The organism is Actinomadura sp. GTD37 (assembly GCF_041951365.1).
In the GTDB taxonomy this organism is placed as follows: Bacteria; Actinomycetota; Actinomycetes; order Streptosporangiales; family Streptosporangiaceae; genus Spirillospora.
This window is the reverse complement of the sequence record NZ_JBGNUS010000009.1, coordinates 167,849-192,128: the sequence shown is the minus strand read 5'-3', so window position 1 is coordinate 192,128 and position 24,280 is coordinate 167,849. Positions and strand designations below refer to the sequence as shown.

Genomic DNA, 24,280 nt, shown 5'->3' with positions numbered 1-24,280 from the left:
CGCTCCCGAAATGGCACTCGAGCACTTCGACCCGCGGCTGCGGGCCAACGACCTCGTCCAGGAACTGAAATGGGACCGCGAGCTGCGCGCCCGGTTCGAGACGTCCGAGAAGGAGGTGCTGGACGCCTACCCGCTCACCCCCGCGGAGCGCGACGCGATCCGCGACCGCGACTTCCGGACGCTGTTCGAACTCGGCCTGCACCCCTACCTCCTCGGCCAGCTCGCGCGGCTGGTCTACGGGACGGGCGAGAAGGCCGGCACCTCCGGCGCCGCGACCGCGCTGATCAAGTCCCTGCTGGGGGACCGGTACGAGTCCTACATGGCGGAGCGCGGTGAATAACCCCCTGCCCGGCGCAGACCCCACCGGGGCCGAGCCGCGTCCGCGCACGCCGGTCATCGACGTCCACACGCACGCGATGCCGATGCCGTTCCTGCGGGAGCTGGAGCGCAGAGGGCTCGCCGACCTGTCCCGCAGCGCGGAGCGCGTGCTGAACCTCGACCCGGCCCTCTGCGGGCTCGCACCCGGATCCCCCATCCCGCTCGCCCCCGAGCAGCACGACATGGAGCTGCGGCTCGCGTCCCTGGCCGCCATGGGCGTGGACCACCAGGTCGTCGCCGCGCCGCCGTTCGTGTTCGCGTCCGAATCCGACGACGACGAGCTGGTCATGGAGGTCACGCGCCTCGCCAACGACGCGCTCGCGGAGTTCGCCGCGGGCTCCGGCGGCCGCCTCTCCGGCCTCGGCACGGTCCCGGTCGGCCACCCCGGCGCGGTGGCGGAGCTGACCCGCTGCCTGGACGAGCTCGGCCTCGCCGGCGCCACCATGGGCACCTTCGGCGGCGGCCGCGAACTCGACGACCCGGTCAACGAGGACCTGTGGAAGGCCCTCGACGCGCGGCGCTGCTTCACGCTGCTGCATCCGAGCCGCGTCTCGTCCCGCGACCGGCTCGCGGACTACCACCTGGTGCAGCTGCTCGGCTATCCCGTGGAGACGGCGCTGGCGACCGCCCGGCTGATCTTCGGCGGCGTCCTCGACCGGCACGACCTCGTCCTCTGCCTGGCGCACGGCGGCGGCTGCGTCCCCGCCGTCGGCGGGCGCCTGGACCTCGGCTGGCGGCGCAAACCGGTCGCGCGGGTGACGGACCGCGCGCCGAGCGACTACCTCCGCCGCCTCCTGTACGACACGGCGGTGTTCGACACCAGGGCCCTCGGCCGGCTCGTGGAGGACATGACGGCCGGGCACGTCCTGCTGGGCACCGACACGCCGTTCGACCTCGTCGACCACGACCCGCTGGAGACGGTGCGGGCATTGGGCGTGGACGCGGCGCGGGAGGCCGCCATCCTTGGGGGGAACGCCGCACGGCTGCTCGGACTGCGCGACTCCGGCGACCGTGCCGCACCACCCCTCCCGACCGCTGCCGAAGGACGTACACCATGAGCATCGACAGGCCCGCCGCAGACCTGCCCCGGCTCTCCCTCGCCGAGACCGTCGCCAAGCGGATCGAGGCGCGCATCGCGGAGGACGCGCTGCCGAACGGGCACCGCCTCGGCACCAGGGACAGCCTGCGCCGCGAGTTCGACGTGGCCGCCGCGACGTTCAACGAGGCGGTCCGGCTGCTGAGCGCCCGCGGCACGGTCTCCGTCCGCCCCGGCGTCAAGGGCGGGGTCTTCGTCGCGACCCCGCCGCCGCTGGTGCGGCTCGGCCGCAAGATGCTCGAACTCAGCGGGGACTCCGTCCCGGTCTCCGACTGCCTGGTGATGCGGGACGCCCTGGAGCCGCTGCTCGCCCGCGAGGCCATGCGGCACCGCACCGAGGCGGACATCACCGACCTGCGCCGCCTCGCCGGCGAGATGGCCGTGGCCGCGGACGCCGAGGGCGGCGTCGGCTACCTCGCCGCCAACTGGGCGCTGCACCGCCGGATCGCCGACATCACCCCGAACAAGGTCCTCCAGCACACCTACGTCTCCCTGCTGGAGTTCGTGGAGAACCGGCTGCGCGGCGTCACCCCCGACGAGCCCGCCACCCGCTACGCGGACGGCCCGGCCGTCCACCGGGAACTGGTGGAGGCCATCGCGGGCGACGACCCCGAGCGGCTGGACGCGGCCGTCGAGGCGCACAGCCGGCTGACCGCGGCCCGCGGGGGCGCCACATGACCGCGCTGCTCGTCATCGACATGCAGAACGACTACTGCCACCCCGACGGCGTGTTCGCCGGGGCGGGGCTGCGCGTCACCGGCCTGGACGGCCTCGTCCGGAACGTCAACACCCTCGCCGAAGCGGCCCGCTCCGCCGGACGCCCCGTCATCTGGGTGCGGATGGAATGGGCGGAGGACGCCGAGGTCGGGCTGCTCGCCGAACGGAGCCCGTTCCTGCGCGAGCGGGGCCTGCGGCGCGGAACCTGGGGCGCCGAACTCGTCGCCGGCCTCGACCGCGCCCCCGGCGACCACGAGATCGTCAAGCCGCGGTTCGACGCCTTCCACCGCACCGGCCTGGACGAACTGCTGCGCGACCTCGGCGTCCGGACCCTCGTCTTCGCCGGCGTCCGCACCGACTTCTGCGTCGAGTCGACCGTCCGCGCGGCCTTCTTCCGCGACCTGAGAGCGGTCGTGGCGCGGGAGGCCGTCGCCGGATACGTCGAGGACCTGCACCTCAACAGCCTCCGCCTGATGGGCACGGTCTTCGCCGACGTCGTCTCCGCGGACGACGCCGCCGCGGCGCTCGCCGCGCCGGGAGGCGTCCGATGCCGCTGATCGAGGTGACCCTGGTCGCCGGACGGACGCCCGAGCAGCTGCGCACCCTCATCAGCCGGCTGACCGACGCCGCCGAGGAGGCCGTCGGCGCGCCCCGGCCGAGCATCCGCGTCATCCTCCGCGAGGTGCCCGCCGCGCACTGGGCCGCCGGCGACGTGACCATCGAAGAACGCAACCAGGAGTAGCCATGGACCTGATCCGCCACGTCATCGACGGCCGGGAGACCGAGTCCCGCGACGGTGCCCGGTTCCCCACCGTCGACCCCTTCACCCAGCGGCCCTGGGCGGACGTCGCCCTCGGCGGCCGGGACGAGGCCGCCCTCGCGGTCACCGCCGCCCGCCGCGCGTTCGACGACGGCCCGTGGCCGCGCATGGGGTACGCGGAGCGCGGCGCGATCCTGCACCGGCTCGCCGACCTGATGGAGGCGAATCTCGACGCGCTGGCGCTCGCCGACACCACCGACATGGGCAAGCCCATCGCCGACACCCGCGGCAAGGACGTCCCGCGGTCGGCGGCCAACTTCCGGTTCTTCGCCGACCACGCGCGGCTGTCGGCCGCCGACGCGTTCCCGATGGACAGCGGCCACCACGCCTACACCCGCTTCGAACCGGCGGGCGTCGTCGCCGCCATCGCCCCGTGGAACTTCCCGCTGATGCTGGAGACCTGGAAGGTGGCCCCGGCCCTCGCCTGGGGCAACACGGTGGTGCTGAAGCCCGCCGAGCAGACCCCCGCGTCGGCGTCCCTGCTGGCGAAGCTGGCACTGGAGGCCGGGATGCCGCCCGGCGTGCTGAACGTCGTCCACGGTCACGGACCCGGATCCGCCGGCGAGGCGCTCACCACGGACCCGCGGGTCGACCGCATCACCTTCACCGGCGAGTCCGCCACCGGCCGCGCCATCGCCGCCGCGGCCGCCGCGAACCTCACCCCGGTCAGCTTCGAACTCGGCGGCAAGGGCGCCAACCTGGTGTTCGGCGACGCGGACCTCGACCTCGCCGTCTCCTGGTCGATCAAGGCCATCTTCAGCAACGCCGGGCAGGTCTGCCTGGCCGGCAGCCGCCTGTTCGTCCAGCGCGACGTCTACCAGGAGTTCCTGGACCGCTTCACCGCCGCCGCCGAGGCCCTCACCGCCGGCGACCCCAAGGACCCCGCGACCGAACTCGGCCCCCTCGCGTCCGCGGAGCACTACGCGAAGGTGACGTCCTACCTCGACACCGTCCCCGCCGACGGCGGCAAGATCGCCACCGGCGGCGCGGCCTCCGAGGGCCTGTTCGTGCGGCCGACGGTCGTCGTCGACGCGCCGCCCGCCGCCCGCGTGTGCCGCGAGGAGATCTTCGGCCCGGTGGCCGTCGTCACGCCCTTCGACACCGAGAGCGAGGCCGTCGCCGCGGCCAACGACACCCCGTACGGCCTGAACGCCATGGTCTTCACCGAGAACCTGTCCCGCGCGCACCGCGTCTCCGCCTCCCTGAAGGCCGGCACGGTCTGGACGAACTGCTTCTTCGTCCGCGACCTCCGAGCCCCCTTCGGCGGCGTCGGCGACTCCGGCCTAGGCCGCGAGGGCGGCACCTACAGCCGGGAGTTCTTCACCGAACCGAAGGCAGTGGTCATGGCCATCGACGACTGACCACCCAGGAACCCCACCACATCCCCGTGCCGACGTGCCCTCGCCCCCAGTTGGCACTTCGTCCCGAGCGCAGGGCGCCGCCGCACGATCCTGCTCGGCAAGGAGTCGCGCACGGCTGTGCGCGGAGCCGTATGCAGAGCAACGCCCCTGTCCGGTGTCGGTACTGGTCAGGGGCTTGTTCGTGCCGGGGAAGGTGGCGCCTCCGGCAGGATTCGAACCTGCGGCACCCGCTTTAGGAGAGCGGTGCTCTATCCCCTGAGCTACGGAGGCGTGTCGTCGCTTGCGCAAAAGCGTAGCGGACGGCATGTACAGGGTAGGGGAAAGGGAGCGGTGAACGCTTCCCCTTATGGGGTCCCTTGGGGCTCTAGGCCGGGTGGGGCCGGTGTGGGTACGCTTCGGTGCCGTGACGGGACGGCATCGCGGGCAGCCGAAGATCAGGGACGCCGAGGACGAGGTGGACGAGCGCGCGTCCCGGCGTGGACGCGTCGCGGTGATCGTCGGCGCCTTCCTGGTTCCCGTGCTCGTGGCGTCCGTGATCGCGGTCGGGATGCGGGACGAGCCCGTCCGGGAGCGGCCGGAGACGGCGGGGACGCCCGTGCAGAGCCTCGCGTCGGCCACGCCGGACAGCGAGCCGACGTACGGCAAGTACGTGCCGCCCGAGTCGGAGCCGCAGGTCGCGACGAAGGCGCCGGAGCGGCCGCCCGCGCGGGTGGCGAAGCCGCGCAGGACCGTCGCGCCCAAGCCGTCGCCGCCGGAGCAGTCGCGGCGGCCGTGCCCGGCGGGCTGGGACGACGTCTGGTGGATGCGCCGGTGGTGCGAGCGCCACGGTTACGGTGACCGTTGAACCGGTTACGCACAGGTCATCGTAGAAGCTGTAGTAGCGTTCTGCCGCTGTTTCGCATCTGGGCATCAGGAGGAAGACCACCGTGCCGAACCCCCGGTCGGCGGCGCTGACCGCGGTATTCCTGGTGATGGCGACGCTGTCATCGCACGCCGCGGACGCGGCTATGGGCGGTGCCGCGGACGCGGCCTCGGGCGGCGTCGCGGACGCGGCCTCGGGCGGCCGGGCCGACACGCTGGAGTCGCTGCGGCGCGAGGCGTCGAAGGCCCGTGACCAGCTGGAGAAGGCCACCGATCAGATGAAGGGGCGGCAGAAGGAACTCGCGTCCTCGCAGGTCAAGCTGCGCGGCACGCTGAAGGACCTCGCCGGGGCCGAGGCCGAGCTGAACCGGATCAGGGAGCCGCTGGCCAGGCTGGCGAACTCGTCCTACCAGCAGAGCGGCGCGGCCGGCTCGATGGCGATCTTCGGCGGCGGCGATCCGGGCCAGGCGCTGCGGTCGACGGCGGACGTGACGCTGCTCGCCCAGTCGCAGCAGGCGCTCGTGGACCGTGCCGACGAGCTGCAGGACCGGCGGCAGCGGCTCGCGTCCACCGCGCAGGACCTGCAGTCGCGCAACGCGGTGGAGCAGACCCGCCTCCAGCAGGACGTGGACGGGCTGAAGAGCAAGTCGGCGCAGCTGACGCAGCAGCTCAACGCGATGCTCGACAAGCTCGCGGTGAGCCGGCAGAAGCGGCTGGAACTGGGCTGTGACAAGAGTCTCGCCGCGGACGCGAAGAAGTTCCCCAACGGGCTGATCCCGGCGAAGTACCTGTGCCCGCTGCCGCAGAAGGGCGGGCACAAGCTGCGCGCGGACGCGGCGCTCACCTTCTACAAGCTGAACGCCGCGTACAAGCGCCGGTTCGGCCGCGACATGTGCGTGACGGACGCGTACCGGAGCCTGTCGGAGCAGCACGCCGTCTACGCGAACCGCCCCGGGTTCGCGGCCGTCCCGGGGACGAGCAACCACGGCAAGGGCCAGGCCCTCGACCTGTGCGGCGGTGTGCAGAGCTCGGGCTCGCTCCAGTTCAACTGGATGGAGGCCCACGCCGGGAAGTACGGCTGGATTCATCCGGCGTGGGCCTACAGCAACCCGTTCGAGCCCTGGCACTGGGAGTTCGGCACCGAGAACGAGTGACTCGGGTCTAGTAAGGGACCTCGGTGGCGGGGACGATCTCCGCCGTGCAGTAGCGGCAGCGGCGGGCCTTCACCGGGATGTCGCTGAGGCACTGCGGGCATTCGCGCTCGGCGGCCTCCTTGCCGCGGTCCATCCGCTCGATGAGCTTCGACGTCGGCAGGACGACCAGGAAGTAGACGATCGCCGCCGTGATGGTGAACGCGATCGCCGACGTGACGAAGACCCCGTAGGGGAACGCGGTCCCGTCGATGGTGACGGCCAGCCGGGTGTAGTCGGGCTTTCCGCCGAGGAGCGCGATCAGCGGGGTGATGAACGAAGTCGCGAAGTCCTTCACCAGACCCGCGAACGCGGCTCCGACGACGAACGCGACCGCGAGGTCGACCAGGTTCCCGCGGAAGAGGAACTTCTTGAATCCGCTCATGGGGGCTCCAGAGATGTCGGGGGCGTGCCCCTCCGTCTGACAGGGGCACGGGAATGGCTACGGATAGTAATGAACCCGTCCGCATTCGCCAAGTCGCCCGCAAACGCCTCCCACCTGCGATCTCCCGGCCCCCGCCGCCCACCCGCCACGCGTGGTGCCGCGTCGGCGGGGCGATCGGATCGTCAGTGACCGGTGATCGTCAGGGAGAGGAGTGGGCCGGCGGCTGCCAGGGCCAGGGCTTGGGCTCTGTCGGTCGCGAGGACGAGCAGCGCTCCCTGCTGCTCGCCGTTCTCGTCCGGCGGGGGGACCGCTACGACCGGCACGTCCGAGACCACTACCCGAGCAGTGGTCCAATTCGGCGCGCCCTGGGCCGTGAGCCTCGCCGTCAGCGCGTTCCGCGGTGCCGCCGGGTCTGCGGACGGGTTGCCGCGAGCGGCCCTGTGCTCGGCGGCCTGGTGGACGTTCTCGGACGGCGCGGCCCCCGGCGGGGCGGGCCGGATGTCGGAGGGAACGGCGGCCGGGGGCCGCTGCGAGGAGGGTGTGCCGGCTCCCTCGGCCGGCGGGAAGGGGCGGGCTTCGTCGGTCGGGGCGGACAGGACGTCGATCCGGTCGCCCGGGCGCAGTAGGCGGACGGCGGCGGGGTCGGTGATGCGGACGGGGGCGGCCACCGTGTCGGGCCCGTAGCCCTGGAGCAGGGCGTCGCCTATCACGCGGGCGTCGGTGAGGGACTCGCCCCGCCGCATGGGCCCGGCCAGGACGCGGCCGGCGCCCTCGCGGAGGGCGCCGGCCGGGACGGCGGACGGCGGCAGGGCCACCCGCTGCAGGTCGGACGGGGCGAGGCGCTTCCCGGCGGGAAGGTCGCGGGCGGCGGCCAGGACGCGGACGGACGGGGGCGGCCCCGGGCGCAGCGCCAGCAGGACGAGGCCGGCGGCGGCCGCGGCGAACAGGGCCGCCAGGGGCCGCCGCAGGCGGGCTAAGCGGGCGGTCACGGCAGCTCCAGGGGGAGTTTCACGCCGTCCAGGACGCTCGGGCAGGGGCAGGCGCGTTCGGCGGGCAGCGCCTCGACCACGTCGGCGACGAGGGTGCGGAGGCGGTCGATGTTCTGGCCGAAGACGCGGAGCACCTCCTGCATGGTGACGCCCTCGCCCTCCTCGATGCCCGCGTCGAGGTCGGTGACGAGGCACAGGGACGTGTAGCAGAGCGCGAGTTCGCGGGCGAGGACGGCCTCGGGGTGGCCGGTCATCCCGATCAGCGTCCAGCCCTGGGAGGCGAACCACTGGGACTCGGCGCGGGTGGAGAAGCGCGGGCCCTCGATGACGACGAGCGTGCCGCGGTCGACCGGGGCCCAGCCGGCGGTGCGGGCGGATTCGACGGCGGTGCGGCGGCCGGTGGGGCAGTACGGGTCGGAGAACGACACGTGGATCGCGGCGCCCTCGTCGTAGAAGGTCTGGTCGCGGCCGGACGTCCGGTCGGCGAGCTGGTCGGGGACGGCGAGCGTGCCGGGGCCGTAGTCGGGGGTGAGGGAGCCGACCGCCGAGGGCGCGAGGACCTGCCGGACGCCGAGGGAGCGCAGCGCCCACAGGTTGGCCCGGTAGGGGATCCGGTGCGGGGGGAACCGGTGGTCGCGGCCGTGCCGGGGGACGAACGCGACGCGGCGGCCGGCGAGCTCGCCGACCGCGATGGGGTCGCTCGGCGCGCCGAAGGGGGTGTCGACCCGGACTTCTTCGATGTCGTCGAGGAACGAGTAGAACCCCGAGCCGCCGATGACCCCGATCTCGGCGGTGGGCTGGGAACCGGTAGTGGACATGGCGCCGACATTAGCCATCCCGCCGCCACCGCCGGCAGACCGTCCGCCAATTGTGGATAACCCGAGGAGCCCGGCCGAAGCCGGGCCCCTCCACCCCGGCCGAAGCCGGGCCCACCCCGGCCGGAGCCGGGCCCCTGCCCGGCCGGAGCCGGGCTTTCGATCAGCCGACCGGATCCAGGACCTTGGGCTCGGCGACGGGTTCCTTCGCGAGCCGTCCCGGCGCCCAGATCCGCCGCCCGATGTCGTGCGACAGGGCCGGCAGCAGCAGGGACCGGACGATGAGCGTGTCGAGCAGGACGCCGAAGGCGACCACGAAGCCCATCTCCACCATGCCCACCAGCGGCAGCGTGACCATGGACGCGAACGTGGCGGCCAGCACCAGCCCGGCCGAGGTGATCACTCCGCCGGTGACGGTGAGGCCGCGCCGGATGCCGCGGCGCGTGCCGAGGGCCTGCGACTCCTCCCGGACGCGGTGCATCAGGAAGATGTTGTAGTCGACCCCGAGCGCGACCAGGAAGATGAAGGCCAGCAGCGGGAAGCCCGCGTCGGTCCCCTCGAACCCGAAGCCGTGCGTGAAGATCACCGCGCAGGCGCCGAGGGAGGCCAGGAACGACAGCACGACGGTGCCGATCATCAGCAGCGGCGCGACCACGGCGCGCAGCAGCGCGATGAGGATCAGGAGGACCACGCCCAGCACGACCGGGATGATCACCTTGTTGTCGCGGGTGGAGGCGCGCCCGATGTCCAGCGAGGTCGCGGTCGTGCCGCCGACCTTCGCGTCCGCGGACGGGACGTCGTGCACCGCGGCGCGAAGCCGGTCGATGGTCGTGCGCGCCGCCTCGCTGTCGGCCGGGTCCTTCAGCACCGCCTCGTACTTGACCAGGCCGTCCGCGGTGACGGGCGGCCCGAGTTCCGCGATGCCGGACGTCCCGCGTACGGTCTGCGCGAGCCGGTCCGAGGCCGCGGCCTGGCCGATGACGACGGCGGGGGCGCCGGATCCGGCCGCGTAGTGGCGGGCGACGGCCGCCGATCCCTTCACCGAGTCGGGCGTTCCGGTGAACTGCCCGGCGTCCGACAGTCCGTCGGCCTTGAGCGAGCCCAACCCGAGCGTGAGGACGATCAGGCCCAGCATGGTGAGGGCCCAGAGCGCGCGCGGGCGCCTGCCCACGAGACCGGCCACACGGCTCCACACGCTGTGCTCGGCCTCGTACGCCTCCGGCTTGAGGTATTTCTCGTCGTACCGGGGGATGAGCGGCCAGAACAGCCAGCGGCCGAAGATGACCAGGAGGGCCGGCAGCAGGGTGGTCATGGCGGCGAGGGCGGTGAGGACGCCTGCGGCGGCCACCGGGCCCAGGCCGGCGGTGGAGTTCATGTCGGCGAGCAGCAGGCACAGCAGGCCGACCGCGACGGTGGCGGCGGAGGCGATGATGGCGGGCGCCGCGCGGCGCAGCGCGAAGGCCATGGCCTCATGCCGGTCCTCGTGGCGGTGGAGCTCCTCCCGGTAGCGGGCGACGAGCAGCAGGGCGTAGTCGGTGGCGACACCGAAGACGAGGACGGTCAGGATCCCCGCGCTCTGCCCGTTGACGGTGAGGTCGCCGTACTTGGCGAGCACATAGACCATCGACTGGGCCAGTCCCAAGGCCACGACGGCGCTGAGGACCGGAACGAACCACAGGATGGGGCTGCGGTAGATGAAGAGCAGCATGACGATGACGACGAGGCCCGCGGCCATGAGCAGGAAGCCGTCGATGCTGTTGAAGACCTTGAACATGTCGGCACCGCTGCCGGCGGGCCCGGCGACGTGGGCGTCCAGCCCGGGAGGCCCGCGCTGGACGAGGTCGCGCGCGTCGTCGACGGCCTTGGTGACGTCGTCGTCGGTGAGGGGGACGAGCGTCTGCAGTGCCTTGCCGTCCTTGGACGGGAACGGCCCCTGCGCCTTCTGGGCGCCGGGGAGCCTCTGCAGCCCGGCGACGTCGGCGGCGGCCTTGGCGCGGTCGGCCGCGGTGATCCCGCCGGACCGCTCGTAGACGATGACGGCGAGCATCGTCTCGTCCTTGCGGAACTGCTCCTCCAGCTCGACGACCCGGGTCGATTCGGCGCCGGTGGGCAGCCAGGCGGCCGCGTCGTTCTCCTCGACGTCGCCGAGCTTGCCGGCGAGCGGGCCGAGGGCCAGCAGCAGGACGATCCACAGGGCGAGGACGGCCCACTTGCCGCGCCGTCCGGCGATGACTCCGGCCAGCCGGTGGGCCGGCGATCTGGGTGGCGCCGGGCTTGGTCCGCTCATGTCCCTCTCCTGAAGCCTAAGGCGTTATCGAGATATGTCGCGTTGGCAACGATCTCTCGCTTGTCGAGAGATGTCAAGTAGTATCGCGATTCCCGGATGGCTGGGAGGAGGCGGAGCGCCCGGCTCCCATCCCCTCAATCGTCGCGAGGAGGCGAGCGCCGCGCGTCCGGCGCGAGAAGGGAACGCCGCTACGTCGTGCGAGGCATGGGAAGGCCGCCGACTACCTCTTGAGATGTAGTCGGCGGCCGGGCACGACGAAGGCCCGGCGGATCTCCGCTGGATCCGCCGGGTCGGTCGTGAAGGAGTCCTAGGAGGTCAGGCGACCTTTTCGGAGGACGACTTGCCGGTCGACGAGGAGCCGCCCGAAGACCCCGAAGACGAGGAGGAGGACGACGAGGACGAGTCCGACTTGCCGGAGTCGCCGCCCGAGGAACCGCCGGCCGAACCCTCGGACGAGGACGACCCGTTGGACGAGGACGACCCGTTGGACGCCGCGCCCGTGGTCGAGGACGACTTGCCGGAGCCGCGGCTGTCGGTGCGGTAGAAGCCCGACCCCTTGAAGATGATCCCCGCCGCGGAGAAGACCTTGCGGAGCCTGCCGCTGCACGCCGGGCAATCGGTCAGCGCGTTGTCGCTGAACTTCTGCACGACCTCCAGGGGCTCGCCGCACTCGGTGCAAACGTACTGATACGTCGGCACGGTTCCTCCTAGCTGACTCAGCCCGGCGAGTCCGGACTGGCACTCACTCTGAACGACTGCTAATGGTACCCAGGTGTGGAACACGTTTCGCCCCCGCCCTGTTCCTTGACCGGTCAGGGAACCGTCCGGGCGCCGGTCCCGCCGGTCGCGCCGGGCGGCCGCCGGCCAGTCAGGCGGCCGCCCGGCCCGGTCAGGCGCCGGTCTCGCCGAACCAGCCCGCCAGCCTGCCCTTGCGGCTGACCGCGCGCAGCCGCCGTTCGGTGGCCTCGCGCACGGAGTCGGTGGTCACGACCAGGAGCGTGTCGCCGGCCTGCAAGGGCGTGGTGGGCTCGGGCACGAAGCTCGACCCGTCCCGCACGATCAGCGTGATGGACGCGCCGGGCGGCAGCCGCAGCTCGAAGATCTCCACGCCGTTCAGCATCGAGTCGCCCGGGATCCGGACCTCCAGCAGGTCGGCGTGCAGTTCCTCCAGCGGCGCCGCCTCCACGTCCAGCTCCCGGGCCTGCTCGTCGCTCTCCAGCCGGCACCAGCGCGCGACCAGCGGCAGCGTCGGGCCCTGGAGCAGGGTGAACACGACGACGATGTTGAAGACGATCGCGAACAGCCGGTCGGCGCCCGGGACGTCCGCGACCATCGGGATCGTGGCGAGGACGATCGGCACGGCGCCCCGCAGCCCGGCCCAGGACGTGAAGATCTTCTCGCCCCACGTCAGCTTGAACCCGATCGTCGACAGCACGACCGATATCGGACGGGCGACGAGCAGCAGCACGAACCCGACGACGAGCGCGGGCACGGTCTGACCCGGGAGGTCGCCGGGGTCGGCCAGCAGCCCGAGCATCACGAACAGCCCGATCTGCGCGAGCCACCCGACGCCTTCGGCGAAGCCGCGCGTGGCGGGACGGTGCGGAAGCCGCGCGTTCCCGAGGACGACGGCGCTCACGTAGACGGCGAGGAACCCGCTCGCGTGCAGCAGGGAGGCGGCGCCGTAGGAGCCGACGGCGAGCGACAGCACCGCGATGGGGTAGAGGCCGGAGGCGGGCAGCGCGATGCGGCGCAGGCCCTGCGCGCCGAGCCAGCCGATCGCGATGCCGATGACGGCGCCGGCGGCCAGTTCGTACACCATCACGCCGAACAGCTCGGCCAGGTCGGGGGCGGCGCTGTGCGCGCTGAGGGTCACGACGATGATCACGACGGGGGCGTCGTTGAACCCGGACTCGCCTTCCAGGAGGCCCATCAGCCGGGACGGCAGGGGGAGCCGCCGCAGCACCGAGAACACGGCCGCCGCGTCGGTCGGCGCGAGCACGGCGCCGAGCAGGAACGCGGGACGCCAGTCCATTCCGATGAGCCACATGGCGGCGAGCGCCACCACGCCGATGCTGATCAGGGTGCCGATGGTGGACACGCTGATCGCGACGGGGACCGAGGGGCGCATCCGCCGCCAGTCGGTGGTGACGCCGCCCTCGGCGAGGATCAGGACGAGCGCGGCGAGGCCGAGTGTCTCGGCCAGCGCGGCGTCGTCGAAGTGGATGTGGAGGGGGCCGGACTCGCCGATGAAGAGGCCGAGGGCCATGTACGCCAGCAGGGTCGGGAGGCCGGCCTTGTGGGACAGCCGGACCGCGATGATGGCGCTGAGTACGAGCACGGCCCCGAGGAGTAGCCAGATGTCGAGGTGCACATCCCACCCTTCGAGGTCGTCAAAGTTGATCGTTTAGGAATCCTACAGATTCAACGCCCGATCGCGCATTTCCAGTTCAGGGACGGCATGTCGAGAAAGCTCGTTATCGCCGTATGACCTGCGGTTTTACCCCGTTGACGATGTTCTGCACGTCTCGTCCCTGGACGGCCGCGGTGACGTTGTCGCGCACCGCCGCGATCAGGTTCAGCTGCGACTGGACGGACGCCCCCGCCGTGTGCGGCGACAGCAGGACCTCCTCGTGCGAACGGAGCGGATGGTCCGGCGGCAGGGGCTCCCGGTCGAACACGTCCAGGGCCGCGCCCGCCAGCCGTCCCGAATCCAGGGCGCCGAGGACGGCGTCGTCCGGCGCGATGCCCCCGCGCGCCACGTTCACCAGCAGCGCCCCGGCCGGAAGGAGGGCGAGGCGTTCCGGCCCGATCAGGCCCCTGGTCCCGTCCGTCAGCGGCAGGGCGACGACGAGGATGTCGGACGTCGCCATGAGGTCGTCCAGCTCGCGGTACGTCGCCGCGGCCCCGGGACGCCGCCGCCTCGTCCAGTACGAGACGGTGCAGCCCAGCGCCGCGAACAGCCGGGCCGTCTCCTGGCCGATCGCGCCGAACCCGACGACGCCGACCCGCTGGTCGTGGAGTTCGCGCGGGTTCCGGCCACCCATCTCCGTCTGCGGCCACCCGCCCGCGCGGACGGCCCGGTCGCCCCAGGCGAGGTTCCGGCACAGCGCGAGCGCCGCCCCGAGCACCCACTCCGCGACCCCGCGGGCGTTGAAGCCCGCCGCGTTCGCCACCGGCACGCCCGCGGCGGTCAGCGCGGCGAGGTCGAGGCGGTCGACGCCGACCGCCGGCATCTGGACGAACGACAGCCGCCGCGCGGCGGCCACGGCCTCGGCGTCCAGCACGAACCCGCGCGCGAAGTCGGCGATCACGATGTCGGCGGACGGCAGCGCGGCGAGCAGGCCGGCGCGGTCCCCGGTCTGCGGGAACACCACCTCGGCGGCGTCGCCGAGCGGCTCGAACATGCCCCGGACGACCTCCCGACCGATCGGGGGCAGGGAAAGGATCCGCCACGGCGCCGTCATCTCGAACCTCCTGAAGGGCCCTCGTCCGCCCGCGTCCACCGGCTACGCGATCTTGCTCCCCACCCTACGAGCCGTCCGGACGGGGCGGGTCAGCCGAACCTGACCAGGCCCTCCGACGGCGTCACGACGGCACGGACCCGCTGGTCGTGCGGCTCGGCCGGCAGCTCCCGCACCACTTCGCCGTCGTACAGCAGCGCCACCGTCAGGATCGCCGGGCCGACGCGCGCCAGCGCCCGGTCGTAGGAGCCGCCGCCGCGGCCGAGGCGCACGCCCGTCCGGTCGACGGCGACCGCCGGGGCCAGGACGACGTCCGCGCCGGCGATGGTGCCGGGCCCGCGCGGCGGCTCGGACGGTTCCAGGCAGCCGCGCGGCCCCGGGACCAGCGAGTCGGGGCCCTCGTAGGACGCCCAGTCGAGATCGCCGTCCGGGAGCAGGCGGGGGAGGATCACGTACGTCCCGCGCTTCCAGAGGGCGAACAGCAGGCTCCGCGTGTCCGGCTCGTCGCCGATCGACACGTACGCCGCGATCGTCCCCGCCATCTCCACCTCCGGGGCGGTCAGCAGGGCGTCCCGGATCGGGCGTGCCGCCGCGGCACGGGCCTCCGGCGGCCTCGCCGCACGTCGTCCGAGCAATTCCGCACGGAGATCGGTCTTCGTAACGATGTCCTGCACGCTGTCGTCCTCACGGATGGCTAGGGTCGGTACATGGCCGACATTGCACCAGTGCTCAAGGCGGTCGTCCCGGCGGCCGGCCTCGGTACCCGATTCTTGCCCGCCACCAAGGCGACACCCAAGGAAATGCTGCCCATCGTCGACAAACCGGCGATCCAGTACGTCGTCGAGGAGGCGGTCGACGCCGGCCTCAGCGACGTCCTGATGATCACCGGCCGCAGCAAGCGGTCCATCGAGGACCACTTCGACCGAGCCTACGAGCTCGAGGAGGCGCTGCGCGCGAAGGGCGACGAGGGGCGGCTGGACGCCGTGCGCGAGGCCAGCGACCTCGCGGTCGTGCACTACGTCCGGCAGGGTGAGCCGCGCGGGCTCGGGCACGCCGTGCACTGCGCCCGCCAGCACGTCGGACGCGAGCCGTTCGCGGTGCTGCTCGGCGACGACATGATCGACGCCCGCGACAAGCTGCTGCGCCGCATGATCGAGGTGCGCGGCCAGTACGGCGGCAGCGTGATCGCGCTGATGGAGGTCGAGCCCGACCAGGTCTCCGCGTACGGGTGCGCGGCCATCGAGGCGACGGACGAGGACGACGTCGTCCGCATCTCCGACCTGGTCGAGAAGCCCGCCGCCGAGGAGGCGCCGAGCAACTGGATCATCATCGGCCGGTACGTCTGCGACCCCGCGGTGTTCGACGTCCTGGAGAAGACCCCGCCCGGCCGCGGCGGCGAGATCCAGCTGACCGACGCGCTGCGCACCCTCGCCGACACGCCCGCCGAGCAGGGCGGGGGCGTCTTCGGCGTGAAGTTCCGGGGCCGCCGCTACGACACCGGCAACAAGCTGGAGTACCTGCGGACCGTCGTCCAGTTCGCCGCGGAACGCCCCGACCTGGCGTCGGAGTTCATCCCGTGGCTGCGCGAGTTCGTCCGCGAGCACGACGGCGTGGGCGGCGCCGGGGACGCGTGACCACCCGCCAGACTGGAAGGGTGGTCATGAGAACGGTCGATGAGCATCTGACGGAGATCCTCGGCAGCGTGCGGGTGCTGCCGCCGCTCGACCTGGCGCTGCTGGAGGCGCAGGGCACGGTGCTCGCCGAGCCCGTCTCCGCGCCGGTGCCGCTGCCGCCGTTCGACAACTCCGCGATGGACGGCTACGCCGTCGTCGCGGCCGACATCGCGGCGGCCACCGACGCGGCCCCGGTCGCGCTGCCCGTCGTCGGCGACATCGTCGCGGGCGACTCCGGCGTGTCGGCGATCCGGCCCGGCCTGACCGCGCGGATCATGACGGGCGCGCCGCTGCCCGCCGGAGCCGACGCGGTCATCCCGGTCGAGTGGACGGACGGCGGGAACGCCAACGTCCAGATCTTCCGCGCAGCCCCGCCCGGCAACTACATCCGGCGCGCCGGCGAGGACGTCCTCGCCGGGCAGGTCGTCGCGGACGCCGGCGTCCGGCTCACCGCGCCCCAGCTCGGCATGATCGCGGCGGTGGGGCGGCCCCGGGTGACGGTACGTCCGAAACCCCGCGTCGTGGTGGTCTCCACGGGCGACGAGCTGCGCGAGCCCGGTTCGACTCTGGCGCCGGGCCAGATCTGGGAATCGAACAGCTTCATGCTCACCGCCGCCGTGGTCGAGGCGGGCGGAGTGGGTTTCCGGCAGCCCACCGTCGAGGACGAGCCCGGCAAGGTCCTGGAAATGCTCCACGACCAACTCGTCCGGGCCGACGCCATCGTCACGACGGGCGGCGTCTCCATGGGCACCAGGGACGTCGTCAAAGAAGTGCTCACCGGCACCGGCACGGTGAACTTCCACAAGGTGCGGATGCGTCCCGGTAAGCCGCAGGGGTTCGGCCTCCTCGAAGGCACGCCCGTGTTCACGCTCCCCGGCAACCCGGTGAGCGCCTACGTCTCGTTCCAGGTTTTCGTCCGTCCCGCGCTGCTGGCCATGCAGGGCCTGCCCCCGGAGGCATTGCCGACCGTGAGCGCCGTCCTGGCCGAGGACGTCAAGTCACCGGCCGGGCTGCGCCACTACCTGCGCGGCCGGCTGTCGTTCGACCGCGGTTACAGCGTCACCGCCGCCGACGTGCAGGGGTCGCACCAGCTCGGCTCCCTCTCCGCGGCGAACGCGCTCATCGAACTGCCGGAGGACGCCGAGGCCATGCCCGCCGGGTCCCACGTCAACGTGCTGAGGTTGCCGTCGTGACAGAGTTCACCCACCTGGACGACACGGGATCGGCCCGCATGGTCGACGTGTCGGCGAAGGACGTCTCCGCCCGCACCGCGACGGCGACGGGCTTCGTCCGCCTTTCCCCCGAGTGCGTCGCCCTGCTGCGCGCGGGCGACATCCCGAAGGGCGACGCCCTGTCCGTGGCCCGCATCGCCGGGATCATGGGCGCCAAGCGCGTCCCCGACCTCGTCCCCCTGTGCCACCCCATCGCGCTGCACGGCGTCACCGTCGACCTGGAGATCGGGGACGACGGCGTCGCGATCGAGGCCGTCACCCGCACCGCCGACCGCACCGGCGTCGAGATGGAGGCGCTCACCTCCGTCAGCGTCGCCGCCCTCGCCCTGATCGACATGGTGAAGGCCGTCGACCCCGCCGCGGTGATCACCGACGTCCGGGTCGAGGAGAAGACCGGCGGCAAGACCGGGGTGTGGCGCCGGTGATCCGCGCGATGGCGGTCACCGTCTCCAACCGCGCCGCGGCCGGCGTCTACGCCGACAAGTCCGGCCCGGCCCTGGTCGAGATGCTGGAAGACCTGGGCTGCCAGGTGGACGGCCCGGTGGTGATCCCGGACGGCCCCCCGGTCGCCGAAGTCCTCCGCGACGCGGCCGCCCAGGGCTACGACGTCGTCGTCACGTCCGGCGGCACGGGCTTGACCCCGATGGACCAGACCCCCGAGATGACCCGCCAAGTCCTCGAATGGGAGATCCCGGGCATCGCCGAAGCCATCCGCCTGGAGGGCCGCGACAAGGTGCCCGCCGCGATCCTCTCCCGGGGGCTGGCCGGCGTGGCGGGCCGCACCCTGATCGTCAACCTCCCCGGCTCCACCGGCGGCGTCCGCGACGGAATGACCGTCCTGGGCCGCGTCCTGTCCCACGCGGTAGACCAGATAAGGGGCGGCGACCACCCCCGCCCCTGACCCCGACCGTGTTTCCGGGGCGATTCCCGCGGAGTTCATTTCACGCTGGTGTCGTGGTGGTCGTAGGGGGTGCCGGACACTCCCGAGCGGGCCGCGAGCCTGGTCGCCAGGGCGACGCCGGCTCTCTGCCAGGCGTCCCCATGGCGCGCTCGCCGCTCCAGCCTGCGTTCGGCGCCGGGGAGGCGGTCGCCCGCTCTGCGCAGGACGACGTTGAGGTGGACAAGGTGTTCGGCGATGTCCTGCCAGGGCCGGAGCCGTACGTCCGCCAACGGTGACGCGCGCAGCAGTGCCCGGACGAGGGATTCGCCGGTCAGGGCGGAGACCAGGCCCAGTGCCGGGGCGGACGCGTGGATCTGCAGCCGCCGCAGTGCCGGATTGCGGCTGAGGACGTGCGCGCACGCGGCCTTGACCGTGGTGTCGGTCCATTCGGTGGGGCCGCCGGCGGTGAGGATCATGTGGTGGGCCATCTGCAGGCCCTCGACGGCGTTACGCGGGACGAGTTCGTCGGCGACGCCCATCAGGTGGGCGATGTAGGCCCAGTACAGCATGACGCTGTCCAGGTCGGCCGGGGTGACGCGTCGTCCGTGGGCGTGGTCGAACAGGAGGGGGAGCAGCCCGAAGGTCACCGCCGCGCCCATGGTCATGGCGTTGGAGATGGGGTTGCCGTGCCGGGCGAAGTGGTCGTCGCCCCAGATCCGGCGCAGGGCGAGCCGTGCCTGGGCGTGCATCAGCCTGACCCGCAGGATGCTCTTGAAGACCGGCGAGTGGCGGTCGGCGCCGCCGGGGCGGGTGACGCCGTGGAACCAGGTGACGGTCTCCAGTTCCCGCCGGCGGAAGTCGGTGAGGAATCTGCGGGTCTGCCCGGTCGCCGAGGAGACCTCGGCGCCGACGAAGGTCCCCATGGCGTCGCTGAGCGTCATGGTGAGCTTCCCGGAGAGGGACGCGTTGATCCACAGGCGACGTCCCCGCTCCCAAGTGCCGGCGTCGAACCAGTCCGGCGGGTCGTCCAGCCGGCGGAAGAGGGCCACCAGGGCCGGCGGGGGGTCGGCCACCGCGTCGATTCCCTGGTCGAGCGCCTGGTCGAGCATGGCGCGTCCCCGGGTCATCCCGGTCTCGCGGAAGGCGAGCACGACGGCGTCCATCAGTTCGTCGCCCTGCCAGCGGTGGTCGTCGAAGAGCCTGGTCAGCGGTGTCTGCACGGGGACGCGCCGTACCGGGATCCAGGGGGAGAACTGCTCGATGTGGGGCTTGGTCCGCCAGAGATCGGAGACGGCGGCCGTCTCGGGGACCGGCCGGAGTGTCATGCCCTCGCGGTAGTAGTAGTCGTAGGGGTGCCGGGCGGCGGCGGGCCGGGCGGCGGCGCGTTCGTTCAGCATGTGGTGGGGCGCTCCAAGGTGGACGACGGTCGGGCGGTCGGCTCCGGCTATGTGGCCGGGCGGGTGTCGCTGGTCTCGCCGGGGGCCCTTTGGGGCGGTCGTCCGGGTGGGAGCGATGCCTGCGGCCGCGTCGGCGGTCGATGGCGTGCGTCCTCCTCGTGCGGGTGCGCGGCGTGTTCCCGGGCGCCGCCCGCCCGCTGCGCGGGCCGGTCGTCGGGCTCGTCGTCGTGCAGGCCCTGGGTCTCGGTTCTGAGGATGCGCGCCGACCGGCCGAGGGAGCGGGCCAGTTGCGGGAGTTTCGTCGAGCCGAAGAGCAGCAGGACGACCAGCAGGATGATCAGGATCTCGGTGGTGCCGAGGCCGGCCACGGTCTCTCCTTCCGTCAGTGCTGGACGTGGTAGTCGGCGGGGGCGAGGCGGCGGGTGCGCCGCCGGTAGCCGGTCATGGAGCCCGGCCAGTTGTTGGTGTTGCGGCGGTCGGCGTCCAGGTACCAGCTGTCGCAGCCGCCCCGGTTCCAGACCGAGGTGGACAGGCGGCGCTGGGTCTCGGCGTCGAACTGGTCGAGGACGTCCTCGCGGACCTCCAGGGTGGCGGCGCCGCGGGCGAGGAGACGGGCCGCCTGGACGATGTAGGCGGCCTGGCTCTCCAGCATGTGGACGATGGAGCCGGAGCCCACGTTGGTGTTCGGCCCGTACATGAGGAAGAAGTTGGGAAAGCCGGGGACGGCGAGGCCGAGGTAGGCGCGGGCGCCGTCCTTCCAGGCGGCGTTGAGTTCGGTGCCGTGCGCGCCGACGACGCGCATGGGGGCGACGAAGTCCTGCGACCGGAATCCGGTCGCGAAGATGATGGTGTCGGCGGGGTGGTGCCCGCCGTCGGCGGTCCGGACGCCGCGCGGGGTGACCTCGGTGATGGGGCTGTCGACGACGGCGACGTTGGGGCGGTTGAGGGTGGCGTAGTAGTCGCTGGAGGTCAGGATGCGTTTGCACCCGGGTTCGTAGCGGGGCGTCAGCCGGTCGCGCAGCGCGGGGTCGCGGACCGTGCGCAGCGCGAACCTGCACAGGGCGCGGATGTGCAAGGACAGGGCGCGGCGCGCGCGGGGGGCGATCAGGCTCGGGTTCAGCAGCAGCTCGAACCACAGGAAGATCCCGAGGCGGGACAGCCGCTGGACGGCGGGGACGCGGCGGTTGAGCGCGTGCCGCCAGCGCGGGTACCGGCGGTCGGGTTTGCGGCTGATCCAGTGGACCTCGATCTGGAAGACCGTGAGGGACGCGGCGTCCGGCGCGATGTGCGGGACGAACTGGATCGCGCTGGCCCCGTTGCCGACGACGGCGATGCGTTCGCCGGTGAGGTCGTGGTGGTGGTTCCAGCGGGCGGAGTGGAAGACGGTGCCGGTGAAGGCGTCCTGGCCGGGCAGGTCGGGCACGGCGGGGTTGGACAGCTGGCCGCAGGCGGCGACCACGAGGTCGTGATCGTGCCAGTCGCCGTCCCGGGTGTGCACGCGCCAGGCCCCGGCGGGCAGGAACTCGGCATGGGTGAGCTCGGTGCCGAGGCGCAGGTGCGGGGTCAGGCCGTACTCGGCGACGCAGTGCCGCAGGTAGGCCAGGATCTCGGGTTGCTCGGCGAAGCGGCGCGTCCAGTCGGGCTTGGGCTCGAAGGAGTAGGAGTACAGGTGGGAGGGGGCGTCGCAGGCGGCGCCGGGGTAGGTGTTGTCGCGCCAGACGCCGCCGGGGGAGTCGGCCTTGTCGTAGACCGTGAGGTCGGTGAAGCCGGCCTGCTTCAGGCGGATGGCCAGGCCGATGCCGCTGAATCCGGCTCCGACGATGGCGATCGACGGGTTCCTGCGCCCCATGGCGGCTCCCTGCTGTCCGGTCGCGCGTTCTCGGTTCGGTGCCGGTCGGCCCTGTGCCGGCTCGTCCGGTGCCGGGCCGCGCGTCCCTGTGCTGTCATGTGCCGGTGCCGGGTGTTCGCGTCCGGGCGGAACGCGCCCCCGATCTGGCTCAGCAGTTACCGACACCTATGTCGGATAGAGTGAACGGAACTAGCGACGGGAGTCAAGACGATGACGGAAAATCCCCCCAAGACGCGGATGCGCGCCTCCGCGCGGCGCGCGTTGATCACTGCCGCCGCGGTGCGGATTTTCGCGAGCAAGGGGTACCACGGGACGTCGCTCGGTGAGATCGCGAAGGCGGCGGGGGTGGCGCGGACGGTCCTGTACGACCACTTCCCGTCCAAGCGGGTGCTCCTCCTCGCGGTGATGCAGGAGCAGAACGCTGCGCTGGTGGAGTACGTGGGGGCCCGCATCAAGGGTTCGGGGCCGGCCGAGGAGCGGATGCGGTCGACGATCGACGCCTATTTCAGCTTCGCCGAAACCAGCCCCGCCGCGAGGAAAGTGCTGTTCGACGCCACGGGGGAGGACGATCCGGAGATCCGCACCGTCCGCCTGGGCATCCGGGAGTCGCGCACCCAGGCGGTGACGGCCCTGCTCGGCGACGACATCCGCGCCGCGGTCGGCCTGGACCCCCGCGAGCCGATCGCCGAGGCGATGGTCGAGTTGCTGATCACCGGTCTGGACGGCGCGGCGCAGTGGTGGGAGCGCAATCCCGACATGCCGCGATCGACGCTGGTCGAAGGTGCGATGCGGCTGCTGTGGACGGGGCTTGGGCACGCGAGATAGCCGGCTTTCCCGCCGTCCGTGGGACGCGCGAGGCGCGTATTCCCGAAGTGAATTGGGCCGCCGCAGGGGTTGACTCCCCTGCGGCGGCCTGTTCATAGTTGGGGCCCATCGAACCGACATCAACGTCGGTTACGGGTTGTCCCACCCCCGGACGAGGAGAGCGTCGTGGACGACAGGACCCCATCGAGGAACGAGCACGAGGCCGCCGGGCGGCCAGCCGAGGAAGGCGGAGTCGACCGCCGCCGGTTCGTGACAGGGGCGCTGGCGGCGGCCGGCGCGGTCGCCGCGGCCGGTGCGCTGGGCCAGGGCACGGCGTCGGCGGCCACCCCGTCCGCCCGCCGCGCCCCGCGCATCGGCCGCGCCGCGGCCGGCCGCCGCGTCGCGATCTTCGGCGGCGGGATGGGCGGGCTGTCGACCGCCCACGAACTCGCCGAGCGCGGATTCCAGGTCACCGTCTACGAGCGCAAGGCATGGGGCGGCAAGTGCCGCAGCATGCCGGTGCCGGACTCCGCGTCCGGCGGGCGCAAGGACCTGCCCGCCGAGCACGGGTTCCGGTTCTTCCCGGGCTTCTACCAGAACCTCCCCGACACGATGAGCCGGATCCCGCTGTCCGGCGGCGGCAACGCCGCCGGCAACCTGGTCGCGGGCAGGGAGGTCGCCGCGTTCTACGAGGGCACCAAGTTCGTGCTGCCCGCGGCGGGCAGCATCGAGGGGACCCTCAGCCCCGAGTCGCTGCTGAACTTCCTCAGCACCGGGGTCAACGTGCTCGGCAAGGTCCCCGCCTGGGAGGTCGGCTACTTCCTCCAGAAGATGATCGCGTTCGTCACCAGCGGCCCGCTGCGGCGGTACAAGCAGTGGGAGGACATGAGCTTCGCGCAGTTCGTCCACTCGGAGAAGATGTCCAAGCCGTACAACGAGCTCCTGGTCGACATGTTCACCGGCACCCTCGTCGCCGCCAAGCCCGACAAGGCCAACGCCCACACCATGGGCAAGATGGCCGAGGCATGGGTCTACAGCACCCTGGGCCTGGGCGGCTACAAGGCGCCCGACAGGCTGCTCAACGCCCCCACCAACGAGGCGCTCATCGACCCGTGGATGACGCACCTGCGCTCGCTGGGCGTGACCTTCCAGCCCGACGCGACGCTGCAGGGATTCACCGTCCAGGACAAGAAGATCGCCAGTGCCCGCGTCACCGGGGCCGGCGGGACCGTCGACGTCCAGGCCGACCACTACGTCCTCGCCGTGCCGATCGAACGCGCGGTACCGCTGCTCAACGACGACATCCTGGCCGCCGACCCCGGGCTGAAGTCGCTGCGCGAGCTGACCACCGACTGGATGAACGGCATCATGATCTACCTGCGGCAGCCGATCGACCTGGCCAAGGGGCACGTCGCCTACGCGGCCCAGCCGTGGGCGCTCACCTCGATCAGCCAGGCGCAGTTCTGGAAGAACAAGTTCGGCACGACGTACGGCAAGGGCGACGTCAACGAGTGCCTGTCGATCGACATCTCCGCCTGGGACAAGCCCGGCATCCTCTACGGCAAGGCGGCCCGCGACTGCACCCACGACCAGATCTTCAAGGAGGTCGTCGCGCAGTTGCGCAAGGCGATCCCGTGGGGGCCGGTCGTCCTCAACGACGCCAACATCCACTCCTACTTCATCGACCCCGCCATCACCGGCAACGGCACCCCGCAGGCCGCCAACGACGAGCCGCTGCTCATCAACAGGCCCAGCTCGTGGAACCACCGGCCCGAGGCCGCCACCGCCCTGCCCAACCTGTTCCTGGCCTCCGACTACGTGCGGGCCGACATCAACCTGGCCACCATGGAGGGCGCCAACGAGGCGGGACGCAAGGCCGCCAACGCGATCCTGGACGCGTCCGGCGCCGGCGGCACCCCCGTCAAGCTGTTCGAGATGTACCTGCCCAAGGAGTTCCAGGGCTTCTACGACGACGATGACCGGCGGTTCAAGGCCGGCGAGGCCAACGCCTTCGACCTCTGGGACCCCGCCAAGCCCTGACCGCGGCCGTCCCGGTCATCACCGGCTCCTCCCCTCCCACCC

At 72.3% G+C, this 24,280-nt stretch carries 25 protein-coding genes and 1 tRNA gene; 14 read left to right on the top strand and 12 right to left on the bottom strand.

The features are described from left to right. The first annotated feature begins 10 nt into the window (after nt 1-10). From ACA511_RS34575 to ACA511_RS34550, 6 genes are read left to right on the top strand one after another with little or no spacing between them, the layout of a single operon-like run. Nucleotides 11-340, top strand: coding sequence for an extradiol ring-cleavage dioxygenase (locus ACA511_RS34575; protein WP_375028909.1), 330 nt, complete (start codon nt 11-13; stop codon nt 338-340). Continuing rightward, a complete protein-coding gene (locus tag ACA511_RS34570) occupies nt 333-1,436 on the top strand; it encodes an amidohydrolase family protein (RefSeq protein WP_375028908.1) in 1,104 nt (367 codons plus the stop codon). Before ACA511_RS34575 ends, ACA511_RS34570 begins: the two co-directional genes overlap by 8 nt. Further along, nucleotides 1,433-2,152: a FadR/GntR family transcriptional regulator gene (locus tag ACA511_RS34565; RefSeq protein WP_375028907.1), complete on the top strand. Its 720-nt coding sequence runs from the start codon at nt 1,433-1,435 to the stop codon at nt 2,150-2,152. Before ACA511_RS34570 ends, ACA511_RS34565 begins: the two co-directional genes overlap by 4 nt. After that, nucleotides 2,149-2,748: a cysteine hydrolase family protein gene (locus ACA511_RS34560; protein ID WP_375028906.1), complete on the top strand. Its 600-nt coding sequence runs from the start codon at nt 2,149-2,151 to the stop codon at nt 2,746-2,748. The genes ACA511_RS34565 and ACA511_RS34560 overlap by 4 nt, the downstream gene beginning before the upstream one ends. After that, entirely contained in the window at nt 2,739-2,933 is a 195-nt protein-coding gene (locus ACA511_RS34555) for a 2-hydroxymuconate tautomerase (RefSeq protein ID WP_375028905.1), read from the top strand. Before ACA511_RS34560 ends, ACA511_RS34555 begins: the two co-directional genes overlap by 10 nt. A gap of 2 nt (nt 2,934-2,935) precedes the next feature. Continuing rightward, nucleotides 2,936-4,372, top strand: a complete 1,437-nt coding sequence (locus ACA511_RS34550) for an aldehyde dehydrogenase (RefSeq protein ID WP_375028904.1) — start codon at nt 2,936-2,938, stop codon at nt 4,370-4,372. Between the two features lie 194 nt (nt 4,373-4,566). Here ACA511_RS34550 and ACA511_RS34545 read toward each other — a convergent pair. Beyond that, nucleotides 4,567-4,642 (bottom strand) — tRNA-Arg (locus tag ACA511_RS34545). A gap of 133 nt (nt 4,643-4,775) precedes the next feature. Here ACA511_RS34545 and ACA511_RS34540 point away from each other — a divergent pair. Both ACA511_RS34540 and ACA511_RS34535 read left to right on the top strand, forming a co-directional pair. Beyond that, on the top strand, nt 4,776-5,216 hold the full coding sequence (locus ACA511_RS34540; RefSeq protein ID WP_375028903.1) for a hypothetical protein: 441 nt from the start codon (nt 4,776-4,778) through the stop codon (nt 5,214-5,216). Nucleotides 5,217-5,298: 82 nt separating this feature from the next. Beyond that, complete coding sequence (locus ACA511_RS34535; RefSeq protein WP_375028902.1) at nt 5,299-6,387, top strand: D-alanyl-D-alanine carboxypeptidase family protein; 1,089 nt, start codon at nt 5,299-5,301, stop codon at nt 6,385-6,387. Between the two features lie 7 nt (nt 6,388-6,394). Here the strand turns inward: ACA511_RS34535 and ACA511_RS34530 are convergent, their stop codons facing one another. From ACA511_RS34530 to ACA511_RS34495, 8 genes are all read right to left on the bottom strand, one after another. Continuing rightward, nucleotides 6,395-6,808: an MscL family protein gene (locus ACA511_RS34530; protein ID WP_375028901.1), complete on the bottom strand. Its 414-nt coding sequence runs from the start codon at nt 6,806-6,808 to the stop codon at nt 6,395-6,397. Between the two features lie 182 nt (nt 6,809-6,990). Further along, a complete protein-coding gene (locus tag ACA511_RS34525) occupies nt 6,991-7,797 on the bottom strand; it encodes an SAF domain-containing protein (RefSeq protein ID WP_375028900.1) in 807 nt (268 codons plus the stop codon). Continuing rightward, the gene (locus tag ACA511_RS34520; protein ID WP_375028899.1) at nt 7,794-8,615 is read right to left on the bottom strand and encodes an S-methyl-5'-thioadenosine phosphorylase; all 822 of its coding nucleotides are present in this window, start codon (nt 8,613-8,615) and stop codon (nt 7,794-7,796) included. Before ACA511_RS34520 ends, ACA511_RS34525 begins: the two co-directional genes overlap by 4 nt. Nucleotides 8,616-8,775: 160 nt before the next feature. Beyond that, nucleotides 8,776-10,899 carry an MMPL family transporter gene (locus ACA511_RS34515; RefSeq protein WP_375028898.1) on the bottom strand — a complete coding sequence of 708 codons (2,124 nt, stop codon included), beginning with the start codon at nt 10,897-10,899 and terminating at the stop codon, nt 8,776-8,778. A 315-nt stretch (nt 10,900-11,214) separates the two neighbouring features. Then, complete coding sequence (locus tag ACA511_RS34510; protein ID WP_375028897.1) at nt 11,215-11,598, bottom strand: FmdB family zinc ribbon protein; 384 nt, start codon at nt 11,596-11,598, stop codon at nt 11,215-11,217. A 190-nt stretch (nt 11,599-11,788) separates the two neighbouring features. Continuing rightward, on the bottom strand, nt 11,789-13,273 hold the full coding sequence (locus ACA511_RS34505; RefSeq protein ID WP_375028896.1) for a potassium/proton antiporter: 1,485 nt from the start codon (nt 13,271-13,273) through the stop codon (nt 11,789-11,791). Nucleotides 13,274-13,376: 103 nt separating this feature from the next. Then, nucleotides 13,377-14,366 (bottom strand): NAD(P)-dependent oxidoreductase, encoded by a 990-nt coding sequence (locus tag ACA511_RS34500; protein WP_375028895.1) that lies wholly within the window; start codon nt 14,364-14,366, stop codon nt 13,377-13,379. A gap of 89 nt (nt 14,367-14,455) precedes the next feature. After that, nucleotides 14,456-15,037: a 5-formyltetrahydrofolate cyclo-ligase gene (locus tag ACA511_RS34495; RefSeq protein ID WP_375028894.1), complete on the bottom strand. Its 582-nt coding sequence runs from the start codon at nt 15,035-15,037 to the stop codon at nt 14,456-14,458. 33 nt (nt 15,038-15,070) lie between these two features. On the opposite strand from ACA511_RS34495, the gene galU reads away from it, so the two are divergent. Genes galU through ACA511_RS34475 form a run of 4 tightly spaced genes read left to right on the top strand, consistent with a single transcriptional unit; the run spans nt 15,071 to nt 18,169 of the window. Beyond that, nucleotides 15,071-15,997 carry a UTP--glucose-1-phosphate uridylyltransferase GalU gene (galU, locus tag ACA511_RS34490; protein WP_375028893.1) on the top strand — a complete coding sequence of 309 codons (927 nt, stop codon included), beginning with the start codon at nt 15,071-15,073 and terminating at the stop codon, nt 15,995-15,997. Between the two features lie 26 nt (nt 15,998-16,023). Further along, a complete protein-coding gene (gene glp, locus ACA511_RS34485; protein ID WP_375028892.1) occupies nt 16,024-17,229 on the top strand; it encodes a gephyrin-like molybdotransferase Glp in 1,206 nt (401 codons plus the stop codon). After that, nucleotides 17,226-17,693, top strand: coding sequence for a cyclic pyranopterin monophosphate synthase MoaC (gene moaC, locus ACA511_RS34480; RefSeq protein ID WP_375028891.1), 468 nt, complete (start codon nt 17,226-17,228; stop codon nt 17,691-17,693). The genes glp and moaC overlap by 4 nt, the downstream gene beginning before the upstream one ends. An 8-nt stretch (nt 17,694-17,701) precedes the next feature. Continuing rightward, complete coding sequence (locus ACA511_RS34475) at nt 17,702-18,169, top strand: molybdenum cofactor biosynthesis protein B (RefSeq protein WP_375028969.1); 468 nt, start codon at nt 17,702-17,704, stop codon at nt 18,167-18,169. A 35-nt stretch (nt 18,170-18,204) separates the two neighbouring features. Here the strand turns inward: ACA511_RS34475 and ACA511_RS34470 are convergent, their stop codons facing one another. The 3 genes from ACA511_RS34470 to ACA511_RS34460 are packed head-to-tail and all read right to left on the bottom strand — an operon-like array spanning nt 18,205 to nt 21,394. Next, nucleotides 18,205-19,545: an oxygenase MpaB family protein gene (locus ACA511_RS34470; RefSeq protein ID WP_375028890.1), complete on the bottom strand. Its 1,341-nt coding sequence runs from the start codon at nt 19,543-19,545 to the stop codon at nt 18,205-18,207. 47 nt (nt 19,546-19,592) lie between these two features. Continuing rightward, the gene (locus tag ACA511_RS34465) at nt 19,593-19,913 is read right to left on the bottom strand and encodes a twin-arginine translocase TatA/TatE family subunit (protein WP_375028889.1); all 321 of its coding nucleotides are present in this window, start codon (nt 19,911-19,913) and stop codon (nt 19,593-19,595) included. A gap of 14 nt (nt 19,914-19,927) precedes the next feature. Further along, the gene (locus ACA511_RS34460; RefSeq protein ID WP_375028888.1) at nt 19,928-21,394 is read right to left on the bottom strand and encodes a flavin-containing monooxygenase; all 1,467 of its coding nucleotides are present in this window, start codon (nt 21,392-21,394) and stop codon (nt 19,928-19,930) included. 210 nt (nt 21,395-21,604) lie between these two features. Between ACA511_RS34460 and ACA511_RS34455 the strand changes: the two genes are divergently transcribed. Together ACA511_RS34455 and ACA511_RS34450 are read left to right on the top strand one after the other, a co-directional pair. Then, entirely contained in the window at nt 21,605-22,219 is a 615-nt protein-coding gene (locus ACA511_RS34455) for a TetR/AcrR family transcriptional regulator (RefSeq protein WP_375028887.1), read from the top strand. 165 nt (nt 22,220-22,384) lie between these two features. Further along, entirely contained in the window at nt 22,385-24,238 is a 1,854-nt protein-coding gene (locus ACA511_RS34450; protein ID WP_375028886.1) for an FAD-dependent oxidoreductase, read from the top strand. Nucleotides 24,239-24,280 lie beyond the last annotated feature (42 nt).